Raw genomic sequence first — 17,829 nt, 5'->3', positions numbered from 1 at the left:
CCCAAGGAGGTCTTTTTTGATAGAAAATAAAATAGGTATTACCTTAGGGTGTCCTGCAGGGATAGGTCCAGAAGTAATCCTTAAATCACTTCAACATTTTCAAGAGAAATTTCCTGAGGTTTTATCCTCTCTTTTGATTATAGGAGACGCTCGGGTTATAGAACAAAGGGCTAAATGGTTAGGGATTAAAATCCCTCCTGAGTTAGAAATTCTATCTCTTACCGAAATAGAGGTAAAGCCTGGGGAACCCTCGGTTGATGGATTTAAGGCAATGGGACTTTTTGTACAAAAAGCCATAGACCTTGCTAAAGAAGGTAAGATAAAGGCGATTGTTACCGGACCTATAAGTAAAGAGGGTTTAGAAAAGGTTGGGATTAAATATAAGGGACATACAGAGTGGCTGGCTCAAGAGCTTGGGGCTAAAGATTTTGTGATGAGTTTTTATGGAGAAAGATTAAAAGTATCGCTGGTTACTACACATATTCCTCTAAAAGAGGTCCCAGAAAAGATAACCGCAGACAAAGTTTTTGCTACAGCTAAGCTTTCCTTTGAATTTTTACTAAAACTTAAAGTATTAAATCCAAAAATCGCCCTCTGTGGGGTTAATCCCCATGCCGGAGAAGGAGGCCTTATAGGTGAAGAGGAAAAAACGGTTTTAAAAGAGGCCATAACCCTTTGTCAAAAAGCTGGTCTTCCCGTATATGGCCCTTATCCTGCAGATAGTCTTTTTTTCTGGGCTTATCAAGGACGTTATGATTTGGTAGTTGCCATGTATCACGATCAGGGGCTTGCTCCTTTTAAACTTATACATTTTGAAGACGGGGTAAACATAACCTTAGGACTTCCAGTAATAAGGACTTCTCCTTGTCATGGTACAGCTTATGATATAGCAAACAAAGGTGTTGCTAACCCATCAAGTTTTATCCAGGCAATACATTTAGCTTATAAACTTATCCAAGTCTAAACTTTTCTTGATTTTTTAACCTTTTAGGGTTAAAATCCATAAACAATGGTGAAAAAAATTCGTTTTACTCTTCTTTTGCTTGTTTTTGTCTTTTCTTTGTTATTTTTATGTGTAGTGAACATAGATTTTTTTCTTAATCGTCCCTGGATTAAAGGACCTCTGATCAACTTTTTAAAAAACACCCAGAAGATAGATATAAACTATAAAGAAATAAAGATAGATGTTTTTGAAGGAAAGGTAAAGATTGAAGATTTTGTGTTTAAAAATAGATATCGTGAGGTAGAGGCTCCTGAGGTTACTGCTTTTTTATCTTTATCCAAAATTTTTAGGTTAAAATTTTTCCCCGAAAGCATTCAGGTAAAAAATCTTAAATTAAAATCTTATCGGTCACCGGAACCTTTAAACTTGTATCAGTTAAGAGACCAGTTAAAAAAGATGGCTCCTTTTAACCTTAAAGCTAAAGAAGCCACTATAGAGTATGAATCTTCCATAGGCTGGTTGATTTTCGATAAGACAGATCTTTTTTTGAAAATAGACAATCAACAAACCCTATGGGAGTTAAAATCTCTTAAAAGTCCTCAGTTTAAAGAAGCTGAAATAAAAGGAAGGTTAAATCTTGCATCTCTTTTCTTAGAAACTTCAATTGAGGCTAGGAATTTTGATTTTACCGGTTTTATTAAGGGGGGAGAACCGTTTATAGGGCGTCTTACTTCTGATTTGATGGCTGAGCTGACTTTAGAAAAAGAAAACCTTTATCTTTCTTTTCAAATGTTAAATCCCCAACTGATTTTGAAACAGTTCCCTCAAGAAAAACTTTTAGGTGGCGTTATTACCGGAATCTTTAGCTCTCAAAAAGATGGGCTTATGTTAAACCTTAAAAAAATAGTTTTGAGAAATCCTTTTTTAGAGGCACAGGGAGAGTTTTTAAAGAAAAAGGACGGTTTAGAAGCAACTCTTAAGGTTAAAAAACTTGATTTGGCAGAGATAAAAAGAGTAGGACTTCTTTTTTTTGAAAAACAAAAGGGGGTAAAAGAAGCTTTTGATTTTATAGGGAAAGGGAGTTTGGAAGATTTAGAGGTTGTTTTTTCTGGGAAAGATTGGCAAGAGCTTATCGACTATAAAAGGATAAAAGCGAAAGGTAAGTTGAAAGAAGGTCAGATAATTCTGGGTTTTCTTCCTTTAGACTTAGAACAAGTCACAGGAGAGCTGGGTTTTTCAGAAGGAAGGCTTATCTTTAACGGAACGTTGACAGCAGAAGGTTCTGTCTTGGGGACGGTAAAAAGTTTTGAGTTAGACCTTTCAAAAAAACAGCCTGAGCTCTGGTTAGAAGGAACCATCTCAGGTAGGGCAGAAAAAATCCAAGAGCTTGTAGCAAACTTTGACATGTTCAAGCCTTACCGAGAAAAAATAAAAGAATTTAAGACAGAGGGTTCTATTGTTTCTAAGATAGACCTAAAAGGTCCTTTAGATGCTCTTCAACTCTCCTTTGACATAGCTTCAGAAGATGCCTCATTAGCCGTGCCTTTTTATGACAAACCTTTGTACTTAAAAACAGCTAAAATTTTTTACTACAAAAACAAACTAAATCTTTCCAATCTAAATGTATTTAATAAAGAATTGGCGATAAAAGATGGAGGTTTGGAGTTAAATTTATCCTCTTTAGACTTTAGGGTTAAAGTTTGGGGAGTGACCATAAAACCTGAGTTTTTAGAGTTTCTAAAGGATAAGGTAAGAGAGGTAGCTGTGTTTTTTAAGGAAAAGGGCCTTAAATTTGAAAATTTAGAGATAGAAGAAGGGGAATTTCGAGGGAATTTAAAACAGTTAGCCCAAGAGCAAGTAAACCTAAAACAGGCTATTTTAGGCAATCTCTTTTTAAAGGGAAAAGCAGTAAATCTTAGGATAGGTGAAGAGGTAAAAGGAGAAAGATTTTCTGGTTATTCAGAAAGTTTACCTTTAGTTTGGCGCGATGGGTGTCTTTCTTTTGGAGAGGCCGCTTTTGAAATAGAAGACTCTAATTTTGTAGGTAAGGGTAGGGTTTTTGACCAAGAAATTTTTTTAGAACTAAAAGGAGAGGTGAAAGAAAGACTAAAGGATAAGATTGAGAAGGTCTTAGGGCTTAAAGAGGCTTCTTTTCTATTAAAATCTCCGATAAACATAGAAAACCTATCTTTGGTTTATAGAGACGGACAGGTTCAATCCCGAGGAACCTTTAAGATCTCAGATAAAGAAATTTCTGTAACTTTGGACCAAACTAAAGACCAAACCTCAATTTTGGGGAGTTTTAACGGAAAAGAAAGTCAGCAGAAGTTTGGATTAAGGTTAAACCAAAATCAAATAGATTTAACCCTGCAAGGTAAAACTCGTTTGGAAGAGTTAGGAACAATCTTTGATAAGGTACCTTACCCATTAGAAGGTTTAGTAGAAAACAATTTGCACTTAAAGTTTAAAAAAGAAAAAAATATCTTAGTGTCTTTGGCAAACGACTACTTAAACAGAAACCTTTTTCTTGAAGAAGGTTGGCTTACACTTCAAGGAGTTAAGTTTAAAGATGGAATAGCGATTGAGGGTGAAGGAAAGATTGCTAAGAACCATACGATTCATGGAAAGTTTAAGTTTGAATGGAACAATTCTACCTTATTAGCTGACTTAAAGGTGGATACCAACCAAAAATATGTTTTGGTTACAGGGGATTTAAGTTCTCAAAAAATAGATTTAAAAAAGTTTTTAGGTTTAAGCTCAACCCAAGAAACCTCTGATAAAACGGTTAAAAAAGAAATCTGGGACTATTTCCAAGGGATTCCTCTAATAGCAGAGTTAAAGGTGAACGCAAACGACCTTATTCTTCCTACCTCCCATAAGGTAGAAAACTTTAGTTTAGACTTAAGTTTAAACACTAAAGCGAAACTTTTATGGGCCAACCTGAACAAGGCTAATTTTTGCGGATTAGGATTAGATTTTATCTATTCTTTATCAGGGGAAGCCCATCAAGTTTTTGTAGAACTTTTACCTTCAGAAGGAGACCTGTTAGACCTTTTTTCCTGTCTGTATCCAGAAGAGATGCCTACCGTAATCTTAGAAGGTCCTTATAAGGTAAAAGGATATGTTTTTTGGGAAGGAGATGGTAAAGATTGGATTAAGAATAGTAGAGGAGAGTTGACCCTTAAATCTAAAAAGGGATATATTTACCGTGCTCCTCTTATAGCTCATCTTTTGGGTTTTTTAAGTCCGATAGATCTTTTTAGAGAAAAAATTCCTAATTTAGAAAGTCAGTTATTACCCTACGAAGAATTAATTTTCAACTCCCGCTTTACCGATACGACTTTACTCATAGATGAAGCCTTTCTTTCAGCCTCAGGTTTTAGATTGTTTGGCGAGGGACCGATAAACTTGAAAAACAAGGAACTAAACCTTACTTTTTATGCCTCTCCTTTCAAAACGATAGACGTGATTTTAGAAAAGGTTCCAGGGTTAGGGAAATGGGTTCTTGGGAAACCGAGGATGTTAGTTTACCTACCTTTACAGGTGGTAGGGACATACGATAATTATAACATCATTCCCTTACATCCCAGTAGTTTAGGAAAAGGGGTTTTCACCTTTATCTTTAGGTTATTCGGAATTTCTGAAGAGTTTTATCAAAAGCCTTCTCAAAAGGCATCTAATTTTCAGGAAAAGAAAGAAGAACTTTTAAAAGAAAGAGAGAACATAAATCGAACTCCATGAAAGAAGATTTTATCCTTTTTGAAGATAAAAGTCTTTTGGTGGTAAATAAACCTGCTGGAATGGTGGTTCAGGGAGCAAAGGATTTAGAGGTATCTTTGTTAAATTTGTTAAAAGATTATTTAAAAAAAAGAGATAATAAACCAGGAAACGTTTTTTTAGCGGTGGTTCATCGTTTGGATAAACCTGTTTCTGGAGCGTTAGTTTTTGCCAAGCGCACAAAAGCAGCCAGAAGACTTACCGAAAGTTTTAAACAAAAAAAGGTGGGTAAATTTTATCTTGCAGAGGTAGAAGGAATTTTAAAAGGTCAAAACTTGATTAGGGCTTATCTTAAATGGGATCAAAAATTTCACAAAGCTTTGGTTTTTTGGGAACCTAAAGAAGGTGCAAAAGAAAGTCTAACCTATTATGAAACATTACAGGTTATAAAAAATAGATCGTTAGTCTTGCTTTTTCCTATTACAGGAAGAAAACATCAACTAAGGGCTGTCCTAAGTAGTCTTGGGTTCCCTGTGGTAGGGGATGTTAGGTATGGATCTAAAAGGTTGGTCAACCAAGGTAAGGCTATTCTTTTACATGCTTGTTTTTTATGTTTCCCCCATCCTCTGGAAAAAGAGCCTGTTGAAGTCTTGGCTCCGTTACCTCAATATTTTTCGTTCTCCAATCTTGACAAAACCTTAAATTTGGAGTTTTTTAATAAAAAGTTTCAAGATTTAAAAAAACTTTACCAGGAGTAAGCTTTGGAGAAAGAAAAAGAAAGGTCAAATTTAGAACTTCCTGTTTTATGTGCTACCTGCGCTTGGAGGGAGTTTTGTGCTAAAAAGTTTTCTTTTGACAATACCCAACCCTTGAAGTGTCCTGACTATTCTCCTGACCTAACCCTTTTAAAAAATCTAAGAAAGGAGACGAAGGTTGATAAAACAGAGGATTAAAGAGGCAGTAGAAAAGGCTGTTAAAACTGTTTTTGGCGAGATACCTTTACCTCAGTTTGAAATAGAGACCCCAAGAAAAGGTTTTTTTGGTGATTATGCTACCAACATAGCCTTTGTTTTAAAAAACTCCTTAAACCTCCCTCCTTTAGAAATAGCTGAAAAGTTGGTTCAAGAACTTACTAACGAAAAAACTCTTTTTGAAAAGGTAGAGGTTGCTAAACCGGGGTTTATCAATTTTTGGGTATCTACTCAGTATTATCTTGAAAACCTGCTTAAAGCCATAGAAGAGAAAGATAACTATGGTAGGATTGACTTAGGTAAAGGGAAAAAGGTTTTGGTTGAGTTTGTTTCCGCCAATCCCACCGGGCCTCTTCATATAGGACATGGAAGGGGTGCAGCTTATGGAGATTCTTTAGCAAGGGTTTTAGAGTTCACTGGTTATTCTGTTATCAGAGAGTATTACATAAACGATAAAGGTACTCAAATGGATATTTTAGGGGAGTCTGTTTATCTCAGGGCTAAGGAGTTAAAAGGAGAAAAGATCAATTTTCCGGAAGATTTTTATAAAGGTGCGTACATCTACGATATAGCCAAAAAGGTTTTGGCAGACTATCCTAACCTTTTAGAATTAGAAAAAAAAGAGGCTATAGCCATCTGCAGAGAGATAGCGATAAAGACCATCCTTGAAGATATAAAATCAGACCTTGATAGGTTCAGGGTAGTTTTTGATAGTTGGTATTCAGAAAAAAGCCTTTATGAAAAAGGCAAAGTAAATGCTTTGATAAACTTTTTAAAACAAAAAGGTTTAGTTTATGAAAAAGAAGGTGCTTTATGGTTTAGGTCTTCTGATTTTGGAGATGAAAAAGACCGGGTGCTTATTCGTTCTAACGGAGAATATACCTATTTTGCAGGAGACATCGCCTATCATCATGAAAAGTTTGTAGACCGTGGGTTTGACCTTGCGATCAACCTTTGGGGAGCAGACCACCATGGATATGTAAAACGGTTAAAAGGGGCTCTTAAGGCTTTAGGTTTAAATCCAGAAAATTTAAAAGTAATTCTTATTCAGATGGTTAATCTTATAGAAGGTGGAGAACTAAAAAGCATGTCCACCAGACAAGGGGAGTTTGTAGAGTTAAAAGAGCTTTTAAACGAAGTAGGGGTAGATGCTACCAGATTTATTTTTCTATCCAGGTCTTCTGACTCTCCTTTAGATTTTGATATAGATTTGGCCAAAAAGCAGTCTCAAGAAAACCCAGTTTATTATGTACAATATGCTCACGCAAGGATTTGCAGTATTTTTGAGAAAGCAAGAGAGCAAGGTTTAGGAGAAATAAACTGGAGAGAGGTAGATTTTAGCCTTCTTTCTTCAGAGGAAGAGATTGCTCTTGCCAAAAAGATAGAAGAATTTAAAGAGGTTATAGAATCAGCAAGTATGTTTTATGCTCCCTATAAAATTACTTATTACCTGTTAGACCTTGCCAAACAATTTCATGAGTTTTATACTAAACATCGAGTGCTTTCAGATGATATACCGTTAACTTTAGCTAGACTAGGGTTGTGTTTAGGGTGTAAAATAGTTCTAAAAAATGGTCTAAACCTTTTGGGGGTTAACTCTCCAGAAAAAATGTAAAAAGGAGGTTTTTATGGAGGGTAAGAAGGTAAAAATAGAGGTAAGTAGAATTGCTTTAGTCTTTATTATACTTTTTGGATTATGTTTGTTGGTTTGGAGTTTTATTGGAGGAGTTTGGGTAGGAAGTAAATTAGGTTCTAAAGAACAGGAGAAGATAGCCGCAGAGTCTACCTCTAAAGAGGAGCTCCCCCCTCCACCTCCTCCTTCTCTTACAAGTAATGAAAGTGCGACAACCCCATCTCTTTCTGGTTTAAACGCCACAGCTGAAAAACCTGTAGATCTTAAGGGAAATGCCTCTTCTCAAGCCTTTGTTTCTCCTTCCAAACCTGAACCAGAAGCTCAAGTAATAGAAAAAGAAAAAAAGCAGGCTAAACCTAAGGTATCTGAAGTAAAAGAACCTTCCAAAGAAAAAACATCTATTTCTAAAACCAAAGAGGTAGCGAAAATTGCTAACCAGATAAAACAAGGGTCTTTTGCGCTTCAGGTGGGTGCTTTTTCGCAAAAGGAATCTGCTGAAAAGTTGAGGACTTTAGCTGAAAAAAAAGGTTATAAGGTTACGGTAAAAGCTATTCCTTCTGAGGGAAAAACCCTTTATAAGGTTTATGTAGGTAGATATGCCTCCAGAGAAGAGGCAGAAAAAGCAGCTACTAAGGTAGTCTCTGACCTTGGAGTAAGCAACCCCTTTGTTGTAGAATTAAAGTAAGTTATCAGGTTTAAATAATGATAAGAAAGGCAAAACTTTCTGATATAAAGTATATTTATAAACTAATTTTACATTTTTCTAAAACTGGAGAGGTTATTCCTCGGTCTTTATCTGAATTGTATGAACATGTGCGGGATTTTTTTGTTTATCAAGATAAAGATTTAGTGGTTGCCGCTTGTGCCTTGCAGATTTGTTGGGAAGATTTAGCAGAGATAAGGTCTTTGGTGGTAAGTGAGGAATATCAGAATAAGGGTATTGGTTTAGCTTTGGTAAAGGCTTGTTTACAAGAGGCAAAAGAACTTGAAATACCAAGGGTTTTTGTGTTGACCAGAGTGCCGGTTTTTTTTGAAAAGGTAGGGTTTGTAAGAACTAATAAGTCTGAGTTGCCTTACAAGGTGTGGTCAGACTGCGTAAGATGTCCCAAATTTCCTGATTGTGATGAAGTACCGATGATTAAAGAAATTTTTTAAAATTACCCTTGACTTTTTTGTAAAAATAGATAAAAATAAATTGTAAAAATAAGTTTTAAGGTTTAGAATATTTTTTTTGAAAAAAACGTTTTATTAAAAAATAAAAGGAGGTGTTAGGTATGCCAACAGTTGAGTACAAAGGTAAGGTTTTTGAAGTAGATGAGGACGGATTCTTAGCAGGTGGTCTTGATGCTTGGTGTAAAGAATGGGTTGAGTATGTGAAGGAATTAGAAGGTATCCAGGAGTTAACCGAAGAACACTGGAAGGTAATTAACGTCCTTCAGGATTACTACAGAAAGAACGGTGTTGCTCCTATGGTTAGAATTTTGTCCAAGGTCACCGGATTTCCATTAAAGAAGATTTATGAGTTGTTCCCTTCTGGTCCTGGAAAAGGTGCTTGTAAGATGGCTGGATTACCTAAACCTACCGGGTGTGTGTAAAGCACAAAAATGTCTTTTCATAAAAGGGGTGGGCTTTCTCGCCCCTTTCTTTTCTTTTATTTATGTAGTGTTGGTTTTCTTTTGTGCGTCTTATTGAGTGTTTCTTTAGTTTTTGCTAAAAAATTAGACATAAATCAGGCTACAGTAGAAGATTTAGAAAAACTTCCTGGCATTGGTAAGAAAACAGCCCAAGCTATTGTAGACTATCGTGAGAAAAACGGGCCTTTTAAATCCTGGGAGGACGTAGAAAAAGTAAAAGGGATAGGTCCTAAAAAATTGCAATTGTTAAAGCCTTATCTTACTCTAGGAGAAGAAGGAGAAAAAGCTAAACAAGAAAAAAAATCAACCTCAAAAAGTAGAAATAAAAACCTTCCTTCTAATTTAGAAGTGAACAACCCAATTTATTACTACGTAGACGAAAAAGGTAAAGTTCATTATACTCAGTTTCCTCAGACTGTTCCTTCGAAATATAGAAACACGTTAAAGCCTTTAAACCCATAACCTCTATTTTTCATAGTTTTCCTGTTTTTATCTTGCCTAACAGAGATTTTTTAGTAAAATAGAGGAAATTTTGAATTTTGCAGGAGTGTTTTTATGATTGATTACGGGCTAAATGAAACTCAGAAATTGTTGGTTGACCTTATCAAAAGGATTGGAGAAGAGTATATAAAGCCCTATGCCTTGGAATGGGACGAAAAAGAAGTTTATGATGAAAGACCTATAAAGGCCTTAGCCCAAGCCGATTTTTTTGGAATAATTGTTCCTAAAGAATATGGAGGCTTGGGTTTGGGTAGTTTGGAGATGTGTCTTGCAGTGGAACATCTTTCTTACTATTGTGCAGGTGTTTCTACTACTTATGCTGCTTCTTTTCTTGGAGCTTATCCTATTATTTTTTTTGGTAATCAAGAGCAAAAGGCTCATTACTTACCTCGTATCGCTAAAGGAGAGAGCCTTTGTGCTTTTGCCTTGACAGAACCTCAGGCAGGAAGTGATGCCTTTGGGATCAAAACTACAGCTAAAAAAGAAGGAGACTATTATGTATTAAATGGAGTAAAACAGTGGATTACTAACGGAGGTATAGCAGATATTTATGTGGTTATAGCCCTTACAGACCCTTCTAAAGGGGCAAGAGGTGCCAGTGCCTTTATAGTAGAAAAGGGTGACCCCGGTTTTACAGTAGGCAAAAAGGAAAAGAAGTTGGGGTTAAGAACTTCGGTTACCACTGAGCTTTTTTTTAATGATTGTGTGATCCCTAAGTCAAGACTTCTTGCTAAAGAAGGTATGGGATTTATTGTGGCCTTAAAAACCTTAGATTATGCCAGATGCGGTGCAGGAGCCCAGGCTGTAGGAATAGCTCAGGCAGCGATGGAGGTTTCTTTAAAACACGCTTCCTCAAGGATTCAATTTGGGCAACCTGTTTATCAGTTTCAAGCAGTAAGCCATACCTTTGCTGATATGGCGATGAAAATCGAGGCTTCAAGGAGTTTACTTTATAGTGTAGCCCGGTTTATAGATCGGGGGGCTAAAGATTTTTCTGGGGCTTCATCTATGGTAAAATGTTTTGCTACAGATGTGGCTATGTGGGTTACCGAAAGAGCTATCCAAATGATGGGTGGTTTAGGTTATATGAGAGATTATCCTGTTCAAAAGTATTTTAGAGACGCAAAGTGTCTGCAGATTTACGAAGGGACAAATGAAATCCAGAGAAACGTGATTGCTAGAGAGTTGCTTAAACACTATAAATAAACGAGAGGTCAGAGATGGAAAAAATAATCCTTTGTATAAAAGGGGTGCCTAAACCAGGGACAGTTAAGGTAGACCCATCGACCCATACCCTAAAGAGAGATAGTTTAGAACTAATTCTTAACCCTCCAGACAGACAGGCTGTAGAAATGGCCGTAAGGCTTAAAGAAAATTATGGATTGAAGGTTACTGTGATTACTATGGGTCCTCCTAATGTTATACCTCTTTTAAAAGAGGTATACGGGATAGGGGCTGATGAAATGGTACTTTTGTCTGATAGGGCTTTTGCCGGTGCAGATACCTTAGCTACAAGTTATGTCCTTGCTGAGGCTATCAAAAAGATGTCCCCTTATTCTTTAGTCCTTATGGGTCTTAAATCCATAGACGGAGAGACCTCTCAAGTTCCTCCCGAAACAGCAGCTTTACTTGGATTGCCATCTATTACTAATGTTAAAACCGTTTTAAAAGAAGGGAATAATTGGGTAGTGCTAAGACAGACAGAGTATGGTGAAGAAGAGTTAGAGGTAGAACCTCCTTTTGTAGCTTCTGTTTTACCTGAGGCTTTTGATTATCTAAGGCCCCCCTCTTTAAAGAGACTTTTAGAGGTCAAAGAAAAAGATCCTTTGGTTTTTACAGTTCAAGATTTAGGGTTATCTCCTGAAAGATTAGGGCTTAATGGTTCACCTACTCAGGTAGTAGATGTTTTTGAGAAAAAATTTGAAGCTAAGGGGCAGGTGTTGGAGGGAGAACCTTCTTTTCTGGTAGAAAAGCTTATCTCGGTTTTAGAACAAAAAGGAATAATTCATCTTTAGAGGTGAAACATGATCGAAAAAAAGAACTTAGAAGAACTTGAGAAAGGAAGTCTTTTAGCTTTTGGAGAAATTTTTAACGGGAAATTACACCCTTCGGCTATAGAAGTGCTTACTCCTTTAAAAGAATTAGGTCTAAAGTTAGATAAAAAGGTGGTACTTGTCTGTTTGATGGATAATCTTCAATCTTTTCAGGATTTAGAGGTGTTAAAAAAATCTATTGCTGATGAAGTTTGGATGGTTTGTCATCAAGAGTTGGTCCATTTTAAAGATGATTTATATGCTGAAGTTTTGATAGAAATTGTCAAAAAAACCTCTCCTTACGGGTTGTTTTTTCCGGCAACCTCAATTGGTTGTGCTTTGGCTCCAAGGATAGCCGGAAAACTAAATTTAGGGCTTTGTGCTCATGTTAATCATTTAGAGGTAGAAGACGGAAAGATAGTTATGGCAAGACCTACTTATGGAGAAAACATCATAGCTAAACTTATATCAAAAACTACACCTGTTATGGCAACCCTTTCTATCGGTGCCTTTTCTCCTTCTTACGGAGAAAGAGAACCGAAGTTTTTTGAAGTAGCAATGCCTGAGGAATTTACTTGGGTAAGTAAAATAAAGGTTAGAAATTTTAAACCCTCTGCCAAGCAACCTAACAGGCTTTCTACCGCTAAAGTGGTTGTGGCTGGAGGGAGAGGGCTTAAGTCTAAGGAAAACTTTAAGAAGCTTTTTGAGCTGGCTCAGCTCCTAAAAGCTGAGGTTGGGGCTACACGTCCGGTCTGCTACGAAGGTTGGGTTGAAGAAGACCGGATGATTGGGGTAAGTGGAGTAACTGTTAGACCTAAAGTTTATATAGGGTTTGGGATCTCTGGAGCACTTCAACATACTGTAGGGATGGAAAACTCAGAGTTTATCGTGGCGGTAAACACCGATAAAGAAGCTCCACTGGTTAAAATGGCACATCTTGCGTTGATAGGAGATGCTTCTAAAGTGTTAGACTTATTGATAAAAAAACTTAAGAAATAAGTTTTTGAAACTTTTCTTGAAGCCTTTTTACGTGATCTCCTTCCCAATAAAGTTTTTGACAGGAAGGACAGTAGTTGAATTCCTCATAACGTTGATATACTTTTTCAGGTATAAGAGATTTAAAGTCTTCTTTGTTCACAGGGATAAGTTGTCCTCCGCATAACGTACAAAGGTTAAGTTTAAGCTCAGGTTTAAGGTTAAGGCGATTTAAACAAAGTTTAAGCTGAGTTTTTAGGTTATCTCTGGGGAGAAGTAAAAATTTTACTCCTGCTTTTTCTAACCTTATGGCTGTTTCAGGGCTGGTGATAAGAAAAACACAATCTTTATGTTTTAAAATATCCTGGTCTGAAATTTTGCCTTCACAAAAGATTACAGGATGGCCTAAAAACAGGAGCCATTTGCCTAAACCTTTCAGACTTCCTTCTAAAAAAAATTTTATCATTCTGTTTTAGGTTTTTTTTCCCATCCAGGAAGAAGATGTAGTTCCAGTATCTGTTCTATTTTAACCTCTGCAGGTGCGCCGGTAAGTAGACATTGGGCTCTTTGAGTTTTCGGAAAGGCTATAACTTCTCTTATACTCTTTTTCCCAAGCATAAGCATGATTAATCTGTCAAGTCCAAAGGCTATTCCACCATGAGGAGGAGCTCCAAATTCTAAAGCATTAAGCAAGAACCCAAATTTTTCTTCAGCCTCTTCTTCTGAGATACTTAAAAGTTTAAAGATTTTTTGTTGTAAGTCTTTACGATGGATACGAATACTTCCACCTCCTACTTCTATACCATTTAAAACCAAGTCATAGGCCCTAGCCCTTACTTTAAGGGGGTCTGTGTCTAAAAGAGGAAGGTCTTCTTCTTTAGGATGGGTAAAAGGATGGTGCACAGAAACCAGTCTGTTTTCTTCATCATCCCATTCAAAAAGTGGAAAATCTACCACCCAAGTGAAGGTAAAAACTCCTTGAGGTATTAAGTTAAGCTTGTTTGCTATATGTTTTCTTAGCTCCCCTAAAACTAAGTTAGCAATTTCTTTAGAGTCAGCCACAAAAAAGAAGGTAACTTGTTCTTCTTCAACCTTAAAGACTTCTACCAGTCGTTCTAAAACAGAGGGTTCAAAAAATTTTACGATAGGGGAGTTCCATTTCTCTTCAAAGGTTTTTCCGTTTTTACTGTATTTGATCCAGGCAAGACCTTTGGCTCCTAAGTCTTGAGCAAACTTAGTCAAATCTTCTAACTCTTTTCGAGAAAAAGTGGCAGGGGCTTTTAACCCTTTGACCACCCCACCTGCATCTAAAGCACCTCGAAAGACTTTAAAAGAAGAATCTTTAAACAACTCAGACAGGTTTTGTAATTTTAGGTCAAACCTTAGGTCAGGTCGGTCTGTACCATATTCCTCTAAGGCTTTTTCAAAGGTTATCACCGGAAAAGGTGTTGAAAGGGTAATTCCCAGGTTCTTTTCAAAAATGTAACTCATAAGTTCTTCTATAAGCGCCATCACGTCCTGTTCTTCTACAAAGGACATCTCCATGTCAAGCTGAGTAAACTCTGGTTGTCTGTCTGCCCTAAGGTCCTCATCCCTAAAGCATCTTACAATCTGATAGTACCGGTCTACCCCTGCTACCATCAAAATCTGTTTAAAAAGCTGAGGGGATTGAGGTAAGGCATAAAACTTGCCAGGATAAAGACGGCTTGGAACCAGATAGTCTCTTGCTCCTTCAGGAGTACTTTTAGTAAGATAGGGAGTTTCAATCTCTAAGAAACCTCTACTGTTTAAGAATTCTCTTATGGAATGGTTTACCTTGTGTCTAAAGATAAAAGGGGTTAAACCGTCAGGACTTCTCATCTCTAAATAACGGTATTTTAAACGGAGAGCTTCTGAGACCTCAGAAAGGTCTTCGTCAAGCGGAAAGGGTGGGGTTTTTGAGGTGTTATGTATTTCTACGTCTGTAGCTACGAGCTCTATGTCACCGGTAGAAATCTTAGGGTTTTCCATTCCTTCTGGTCTTTTCCTTATCTTACCTCTAACACTTACTACATACTCTATTCTGATAGAGTCAGCTAAGTTATGTACCTCTTGGTCTATGTCTTCTTCAAAAACTACCTGAAGTAGACCAGACCTATCTCTTAAGTCTAAAAAGATGATACCTCCATGGTCTCGTCTTCTAAGCACCCAACCAGAAACAGTAACTTCTTTTCCTATAAAATCTTTGTTTAATTCACCTATATAAACCTCTCTTTTTAGCCGCATTTAACCGTCCTCCTAATCCTTTAGGAATCGCTTCTATATTATAGCACCAAAGAAAAAAATCTTATAGTGTTTTCTTTAACTTTTTCTGCTATTTCCTCTAAAGGGAGTCCTTTTATTTCTGCTATTTTTTGAGCGGTATAAGGTAAAAAAGCGGGTTCATTTCTTTTTCCTCTGAAAGGCATAGGGGTTAGATAAGGGCAGTCCGTTTCTATAAGCATTCGTTCTAAAGGAATAAACTTTACAGCGGCTCTTAGCTCTTCTGCTTTAGGAAAGGTCACCACCCCTGGAATAGAAATATAACCCCCTAAATCAAGTATTTTTTTAGCTATTTCAGGTCCTGAAGTAAAACAATGAGATACAAACCTAATAGGTAAAAAATTTTTAAGGATAGCTATCGCAGTTTCCCAGAGGTTTTCTTCACCTCTAAGATGAAGGATTACCGGTTTTTGTTGAGACTTGGCTATCGCAAGTTGTCTTTCAAAGTGTTTGATTTGCATCTCCTTAGGAGAATACTCTTTTACCCAGTCAAGTCCGATTTCACCAAGGGCTACTGCTTGAGGCAAAAGTTTTTCTAATTCCCTGTAATCTTCTTCAGAAAGTTTTTTTACCTCATGGGGATGAAAACCCAGAGCCGGGGAAATAAAGTCAGGATATTTTTGATGCAGGTCTAAGGCTTTTTTATTGGTAGAAGGGTTAATCCCTACTACCACACAATGGATAACACCGTTTTGTTTAGCCCGGTTGATGGTATCTTCTAAGTCTTTTTTAAATTCTGGGAGGTTAAGATGAGCATGGCTGTCTATAAACTCTAACATTTAAGTCCTCCAGCTTTTCAGAATAAAAGAGATTAAAAGCCAAAAACTCATACAAAGAACTACAGCACTTGAAAAAGGAATGTCCCATACTAGAGAAACTATTGTTCCTGATAAGATGCTAAAAAGGTTGGTTAAAGCAGTTAAAAAGATAGTTTGTTTTACGTTGTTTCCTGTTTTTAGCCCTAAAACACTGGTAAAAACAAACAAAGAAGAGACTAAAAGCACTCCCATAAGTTTGATACTGATAAACACCTGAAGGGTTAAGATGGTAAGAAACCAAAAGTTAGCCCATTTAAAGTTAACCCCGGGGATTTCATGGTCTGTCGTCTGGGTGATCCATAGAGGATAGTATTTATAAAACACCAGCAACGTCAGACAGGCTATCCATAGGCTGTTAAACATATCCTTAGAAGTAACGGTCATCAAACTTCCAAATAGATAGGAAAGGAGTCTCGTGTCATATTGAGAGGTTTTGGTAATAAGGATTAAGGCTATACCAAGGGCTAAACTTGCGATGATAGAAGTTGCTGTGTCTTCATAAAGTCTAAACGTTCTCTTTAAAACAAATACCAAAGAGGTGCAAAAGAGGGTTACCAGCCCCATGATAGGGTATTCTAAAAGAGGGTAGGTAAAAATATTTGGGAAATATTCAGAGATTATAGAAATAAGGATGATAGCTAAGAATAAAACGTGAGTTAAGGCATGGGGAAAAAGAGAATTTCTTTTTAAAACCAAAAAGGGTGAAGTAAATGCAAAGGAAATCCCAAGAAAAATTCCAGCTAAAAGCCCATATTTTAATAATTCTAAGGATAACCAAAGTTCAGTCATTTTTACCAGTGGGAATGTTCTATCCGGTGATATTCCGAATAGAAATCTTTTTGTTGGCTTAAGGTACAAAACTCTTCGTGGGTTCCATGGAAAAAGAGATTCTTGTTGATACAGGCTATTTTGTTTACCGATTTGGTTAGTAACCAGGTTTCATGGGTAATGAGTAGAATGGTTAACCCTTTTTGATGTAAGCTTTCTAATAACTTATAAAACCTTTCCTGGGAAAAAAAGTCTAAGCCTACCGAAGGTTCATCAAGGATTAATACCTCTGGCTTTAAGATCAAAGACCTTCCGATATAGGCTCTCTGGAGCTGTCCATAAGAGAGTTTCCCTAATTTTTGATTTAAAAGGTCTTGTAGCCCTAAGAGATGGATCACCTCTTCAAAATAACTTTTATCTAAAGATTTGTGGTACCATTTTGCAGGTAAAGATATAAATTCTTTTACTGTAAGTGGGGTTAAAAAATCTATCAAGTCTCCAGCCCTTTGTGGGACATATCCTATCTTAAACCACTCTTTAAAATTTTTTAGTTCTTTCCCCCACCAAAGGATTTTCCCTTTAATAGGTTTTAGGAACCCCAAAATACATCTGATTAAAGTGGATTTTCCCCCTCCGTTAGGTCCGATGATGGCTAAAAAATCCCCTTGTTCTATCTCAAAGTTTATGTCGTTAAGGACCAAGCTTCCGTCGTAGGCAAACGAAAGATGTTCTACCTTCAATATGGTTTGATTCATACAGAGGTTTTTACCTCTTCCCAGATTTGGTCAAGTTGGGTTAAATTAAGGTCCTTCCAAGAAAGTCCTCTTTTTTCTACTACTTCTTCTAACCGTTTAAAACGGTTTTCAAACTTTTCTAAAGCCACCTTAAGAGCTTCTTCAGGGTTGATGTTTAGCTTGCGAGAGAGATTGGCTATCGTAAAGAGAAGGTCACCTATTTCTTCTTTTAAGGCCTCTTTTTCCCCCTTTTGGATAGCTTCTTTTAACTCTGCAGCTTCTTCGCTAAGTTTATTTAAAACCTCTTCAGGTTTTTCCCAGTCAAACCCTACTCTTGCTGCCCTTTCTCCTAAACGAAAGGCCCTTTGCAGGGCTGGTAAACTTTTAGGGATGTTCCCTAAAACAGAAGAACTTTTTCCTTCTTCTTTTTTGATCCTTTGCCAGTTTTTGAGCACCTCTTCTGCTGTTTTAGCAACCTCATCGCCAAATACATGGGGGTGTCTTTTTATCATTTTCTGGGCAGTATAATAAAAAACGTCTTTATAAGAAAAGACGTTTTTTTCCTCATAAAGATACAGGATAAAGATCAACAAAAAAAGAAGATCTCCTAACTCTTCCCTTATCTCTTCATCTTTTTCCTTTTCTATAGCTTCTATCAATTCATAAGTTTCTTCTATAAGGTATTTTTTCAAAGTCTGAGGAGTTTGCTCCCTATCCCAGGGACATCCATTTTCTCCTCTTAAGATTTTAACTATTTCTCTTAAGGTTTCAAAACTGGCTTCTTCTTTGGTCACCTTCATT

The 17,829-nt window shown here is 36.8% G+C and carries 18 protein-coding genes; 12 read left to right on the top strand and 6 right to left on the bottom strand.

Annotated elements, in window-relative coordinates:
- The first annotated feature begins 16 nt into the window (after positions 1-16).
- The 12 genes from pdxA to PWP26_RS00260 all read left to right on the top strand — a co-directional run bounded on the left by pdxA (position 17) and on the right by PWP26_RS00260 (position 12,431).
- On the top strand, positions 17-964 hold the full coding sequence (pdxA, locus tag PWP26_RS00315) for a 4-hydroxythreonine-4-phosphate dehydrogenase PdxA (RefSeq protein ID WP_273011433.1): 948 nt from the start codon (positions 17-19) through the stop codon (positions 962-964).
- 45 nt (positions 965-1,009) lie between these two features.
- Positions 1,010-4,684: an AsmA-like C-terminal domain-containing protein gene (locus tag PWP26_RS00310; protein ID WP_301398737.1), complete on the top strand. Its 3,675-nt coding sequence runs from the start codon at positions 1,010-1,012 to the stop codon at positions 4,682-4,684.
- On the top strand, positions 4,681-5,418 hold the full coding sequence (locus PWP26_RS00305) for an RluA family pseudouridine synthase (RefSeq protein ID WP_301398736.1): 738 nt from the start codon (positions 4,681-4,683) through the stop codon (positions 5,416-5,418). The genes PWP26_RS00310 and PWP26_RS00305 overlap by 4 nt, the downstream gene beginning before the upstream one ends.
- A 3-nt stretch (positions 5,419-5,421) precedes the next feature.
- Positions 5,422-5,613, top strand: a complete 192-nt coding sequence (locus tag PWP26_RS00300; RefSeq protein ID WP_287567568.1) for a hypothetical protein — start codon at positions 5,422-5,424, stop codon at positions 5,611-5,613.
- Positions 5,594-7,246, top strand: a complete 1,653-nt coding sequence (argS, locus tag PWP26_RS00295) for an arginine--tRNA ligase (protein WP_287567566.1) — start codon at positions 5,594-5,596, stop codon at positions 7,244-7,246. The genes PWP26_RS00300 and argS overlap by 20 nt, the downstream gene beginning before the upstream one ends.
- Before the next feature lie 13 nt (positions 7,247-7,259).
- Positions 7,260-7,949: an SPOR domain-containing protein gene (locus PWP26_RS00290; protein ID WP_301398735.1), complete on the top strand. Its 690-nt coding sequence runs from the start codon at positions 7,260-7,262 to the stop codon at positions 7,947-7,949.
- 17 nt (positions 7,950-7,966) lie between these two features.
- Positions 7,967-8,419, top strand: coding sequence for an N-acetyltransferase (locus tag PWP26_RS00285; RefSeq protein ID WP_038063414.1), 453 nt, complete (start codon positions 7,967-7,969; stop codon positions 8,417-8,419).
- Between the two features lie 119 nt (positions 8,420-8,538).
- The gene (locus PWP26_RS00280; RefSeq protein ID WP_038063418.1) at positions 8,539-8,859 is read left to right on the top strand and encodes a TusE/DsrC/DsvC family sulfur relay protein; all 321 of its coding nucleotides are present in this window, start codon (positions 8,539-8,541) and stop codon (positions 8,857-8,859) included.
- Positions 8,860-8,868: 9 nt separating this feature from the next.
- On the top strand, positions 8,869-9,360 hold the full coding sequence (locus tag PWP26_RS00275; RefSeq protein ID WP_287567563.1) for a DUF655 domain-containing protein: 492 nt from the start codon (positions 8,869-8,871) through the stop codon (positions 9,358-9,360).
- A 96-nt stretch (positions 9,361-9,456) separates the two neighbouring features.
- Positions 9,457-10,605 carry an acyl-CoA dehydrogenase family protein gene (locus PWP26_RS00270; RefSeq protein WP_353735817.1) on the top strand — a complete coding sequence of 383 codons (1,149 nt, stop codon included), beginning with the start codon at positions 9,457-9,459 and terminating at the stop codon, positions 10,603-10,605.
- Between the two features lie 14 nt (positions 10,606-10,619).
- The gene (locus PWP26_RS00265; protein ID WP_301398734.1) at positions 10,620-11,414 is read left to right on the top strand and encodes an electron transfer flavoprotein subunit beta/FixA family protein; all 795 of its coding nucleotides are present in this window, start codon (positions 10,620-10,622) and stop codon (positions 11,412-11,414) included.
- Positions 11,415-11,423: 9 nt separating this feature from the next.
- Positions 11,424-12,431: an electron transfer flavoprotein subunit alpha/FixB family protein gene (locus tag PWP26_RS00260; RefSeq protein ID WP_301398733.1), complete on the top strand. Its 1,008-nt coding sequence runs from the start codon at positions 11,424-11,426 to the stop codon at positions 12,429-12,431.
- On the opposite strand, the gene PWP26_RS00255 is transcribed toward PWP26_RS00260, so the two are convergent.
- From PWP26_RS00255 to mazG, 6 genes are read right to left on the bottom strand one after another with little or no spacing between them, the layout of a single operon-like run.
- On the bottom strand, positions 12,421-12,873 hold the full coding sequence (locus PWP26_RS00255) for a Mut7-C RNAse domain-containing protein (protein WP_273019160.1): 453 nt from the start codon (positions 12,871-12,873) through the stop codon (positions 12,421-12,423). The genes PWP26_RS00260 and PWP26_RS00255 overlap by 11 nt on opposite strands.
- The gene (aspS, locus tag PWP26_RS00250; protein ID WP_301398732.1) at positions 12,870-14,672 is read right to left on the bottom strand and encodes an aspartate--tRNA ligase; all 1,803 of its coding nucleotides are present in this window, start codon (positions 14,670-14,672) and stop codon (positions 12,870-12,872) included. The genes PWP26_RS00255 and aspS overlap by 4 nt, the downstream gene beginning before the upstream one ends.
- 38 nt (positions 14,673-14,710) lie before the next feature.
- On the bottom strand, positions 14,711-15,487 hold the full coding sequence (locus PWP26_RS00245) for a TatD family hydrolase (RefSeq protein ID WP_038063432.1): 777 nt from the start codon (positions 15,485-15,487) through the stop codon (positions 14,711-14,713).
- Positions 15,488-16,315 (bottom strand): metal ABC transporter permease, encoded by an 828-nt coding sequence (locus tag PWP26_RS00240; protein WP_287567555.1) that lies wholly within the window; start codon positions 16,313-16,315, stop codon positions 15,488-15,490. It lies immediately after the preceding gene.
- A 2-nt stretch (positions 16,316-16,317) separates the two neighbouring features.
- Positions 16,318-17,049 carry a metal ABC transporter ATP-binding protein gene (locus tag PWP26_RS00235; RefSeq protein ID WP_287567554.1) on the bottom strand — a complete coding sequence of 244 codons (732 nt, stop codon included), beginning with the start codon at positions 17,047-17,049 and terminating at the stop codon, positions 16,318-16,320.
- Positions 17,046-17,828 carry a nucleoside triphosphate pyrophosphohydrolase gene (gene mazG / locus PWP26_RS00230; protein ID WP_038063440.1) on the bottom strand — a complete coding sequence of 261 codons (783 nt, stop codon included), beginning with the start codon at positions 17,826-17,828 and terminating at the stop codon, positions 17,046-17,048. The genes PWP26_RS00235 and mazG overlap by 4 nt, the downstream gene beginning before the upstream one ends.
- Position 17,829 lies beyond the last annotated feature (1 nt).

The organism is Thermodesulfobacterium sp. (genome assembly GCF_030445475.1).
GTDB classification, from domain to species: Bacteria; Desulfobacterota; Thermodesulfobacteria; order Thermodesulfobacteriales; family Thermodesulfobacteriaceae; genus Thermodesulfobacterium; species Thermodesulfobacterium commune.
Note: the sequence above shows the minus strand (reverse complement) of the source record. Positions and strands in the feature narration are given on the sequence as shown.

Bases quoted from the DNA above. Each gene is read 5' to 3' on its own strand.
- PWP26_RS00310 (WP_301398737.1), top strand. From the start codon at position 1,010: ATGGTGAAAAAAATTCGTTTTACTCTTCTTTTGCTTGTTTTTGTCTTT.
- PWP26_RS00305 (WP_301398736.1), top strand. From the start codon at position 4,681: ATGAAAGAAGATTTTATCCTTTTTGAAGATAAAAGTCTTTTGGTGGTA.
- PWP26_RS00290 (WP_301398735.1), top strand. From the start codon at position 7,260: ATGGAGGGTAAGAAGGTAAAAATAGAGGTAAGTAGAATTGCTTTAGTC.
- PWP26_RS00285 (WP_038063414.1), top strand. From the start codon at position 7,967: ATGATAAGAAAGGCAAAACTTTCTGATATAAAGTATATTTATAAACTA.
- PWP26_RS00280 (WP_038063418.1), top strand. From the start codon at position 8,539: ATGCCAACAGTTGAGTACAAAGGTAAGGTTTTTGAAGTAGATGAGGAC.
- PWP26_RS00275 (WP_287567563.1), top strand. From the start codon at position 8,869: ATGTCTTTTCATAAAAGGGGTGGGCTTTCTCGCCCCTTTCTTTTCTTT.
- PWP26_RS00265 (WP_301398734.1), top strand. From the start codon at position 10,620: ATGGAAAAAATAATCCTTTGTATAAAAGGGGTGCCTAAACCAGGGACA.
- PWP26_RS00260 (WP_301398733.1), top strand. From the start codon at position 11,424: ATGATCGAAAAAAAGAACTTAGAAGAACTTGAGAAAGGAAGTCTTTTA.
- PWP26_RS00255 (WP_273019160.1), bottom strand. From the start codon at position 12,873: ATGATAAAATTTTTTTTAGAAGGAAGTCTGAAAGGTTTAGGCAAATGG.
- aspS (WP_301398732.1), bottom strand. From the start codon at position 14,672: ATGCGGCTAAAAAGAGAGGTTTATATAGGTGAATTAAACAAAGATTTT.
- PWP26_RS00245 (WP_038063432.1), bottom strand. From the start codon at position 15,487: ATGTTAGAGTTTATAGACAGCCATGCTCATCTTAACCTCCCAGAATTT.
- PWP26_RS00240 (WP_287567555.1), bottom strand. From the start codon at position 16,315: ATGACTGAACTTTGGTTATCCTTAGAATTATTAAAATATGGGCTTTTA.
- PWP26_RS00235 (WP_287567554.1), bottom strand. From the start codon at position 17,049: ATGAATCAAACCATATTGAAGGTAGAACATCTTTCGTTTGCCTACGAC.
- mazG (WP_038063440.1), bottom strand. From the start codon at position 17,828: ATGAAGGTGACCAAAGAAGAAGCCAGTTTTGAAACCTTAAGAGAAATA.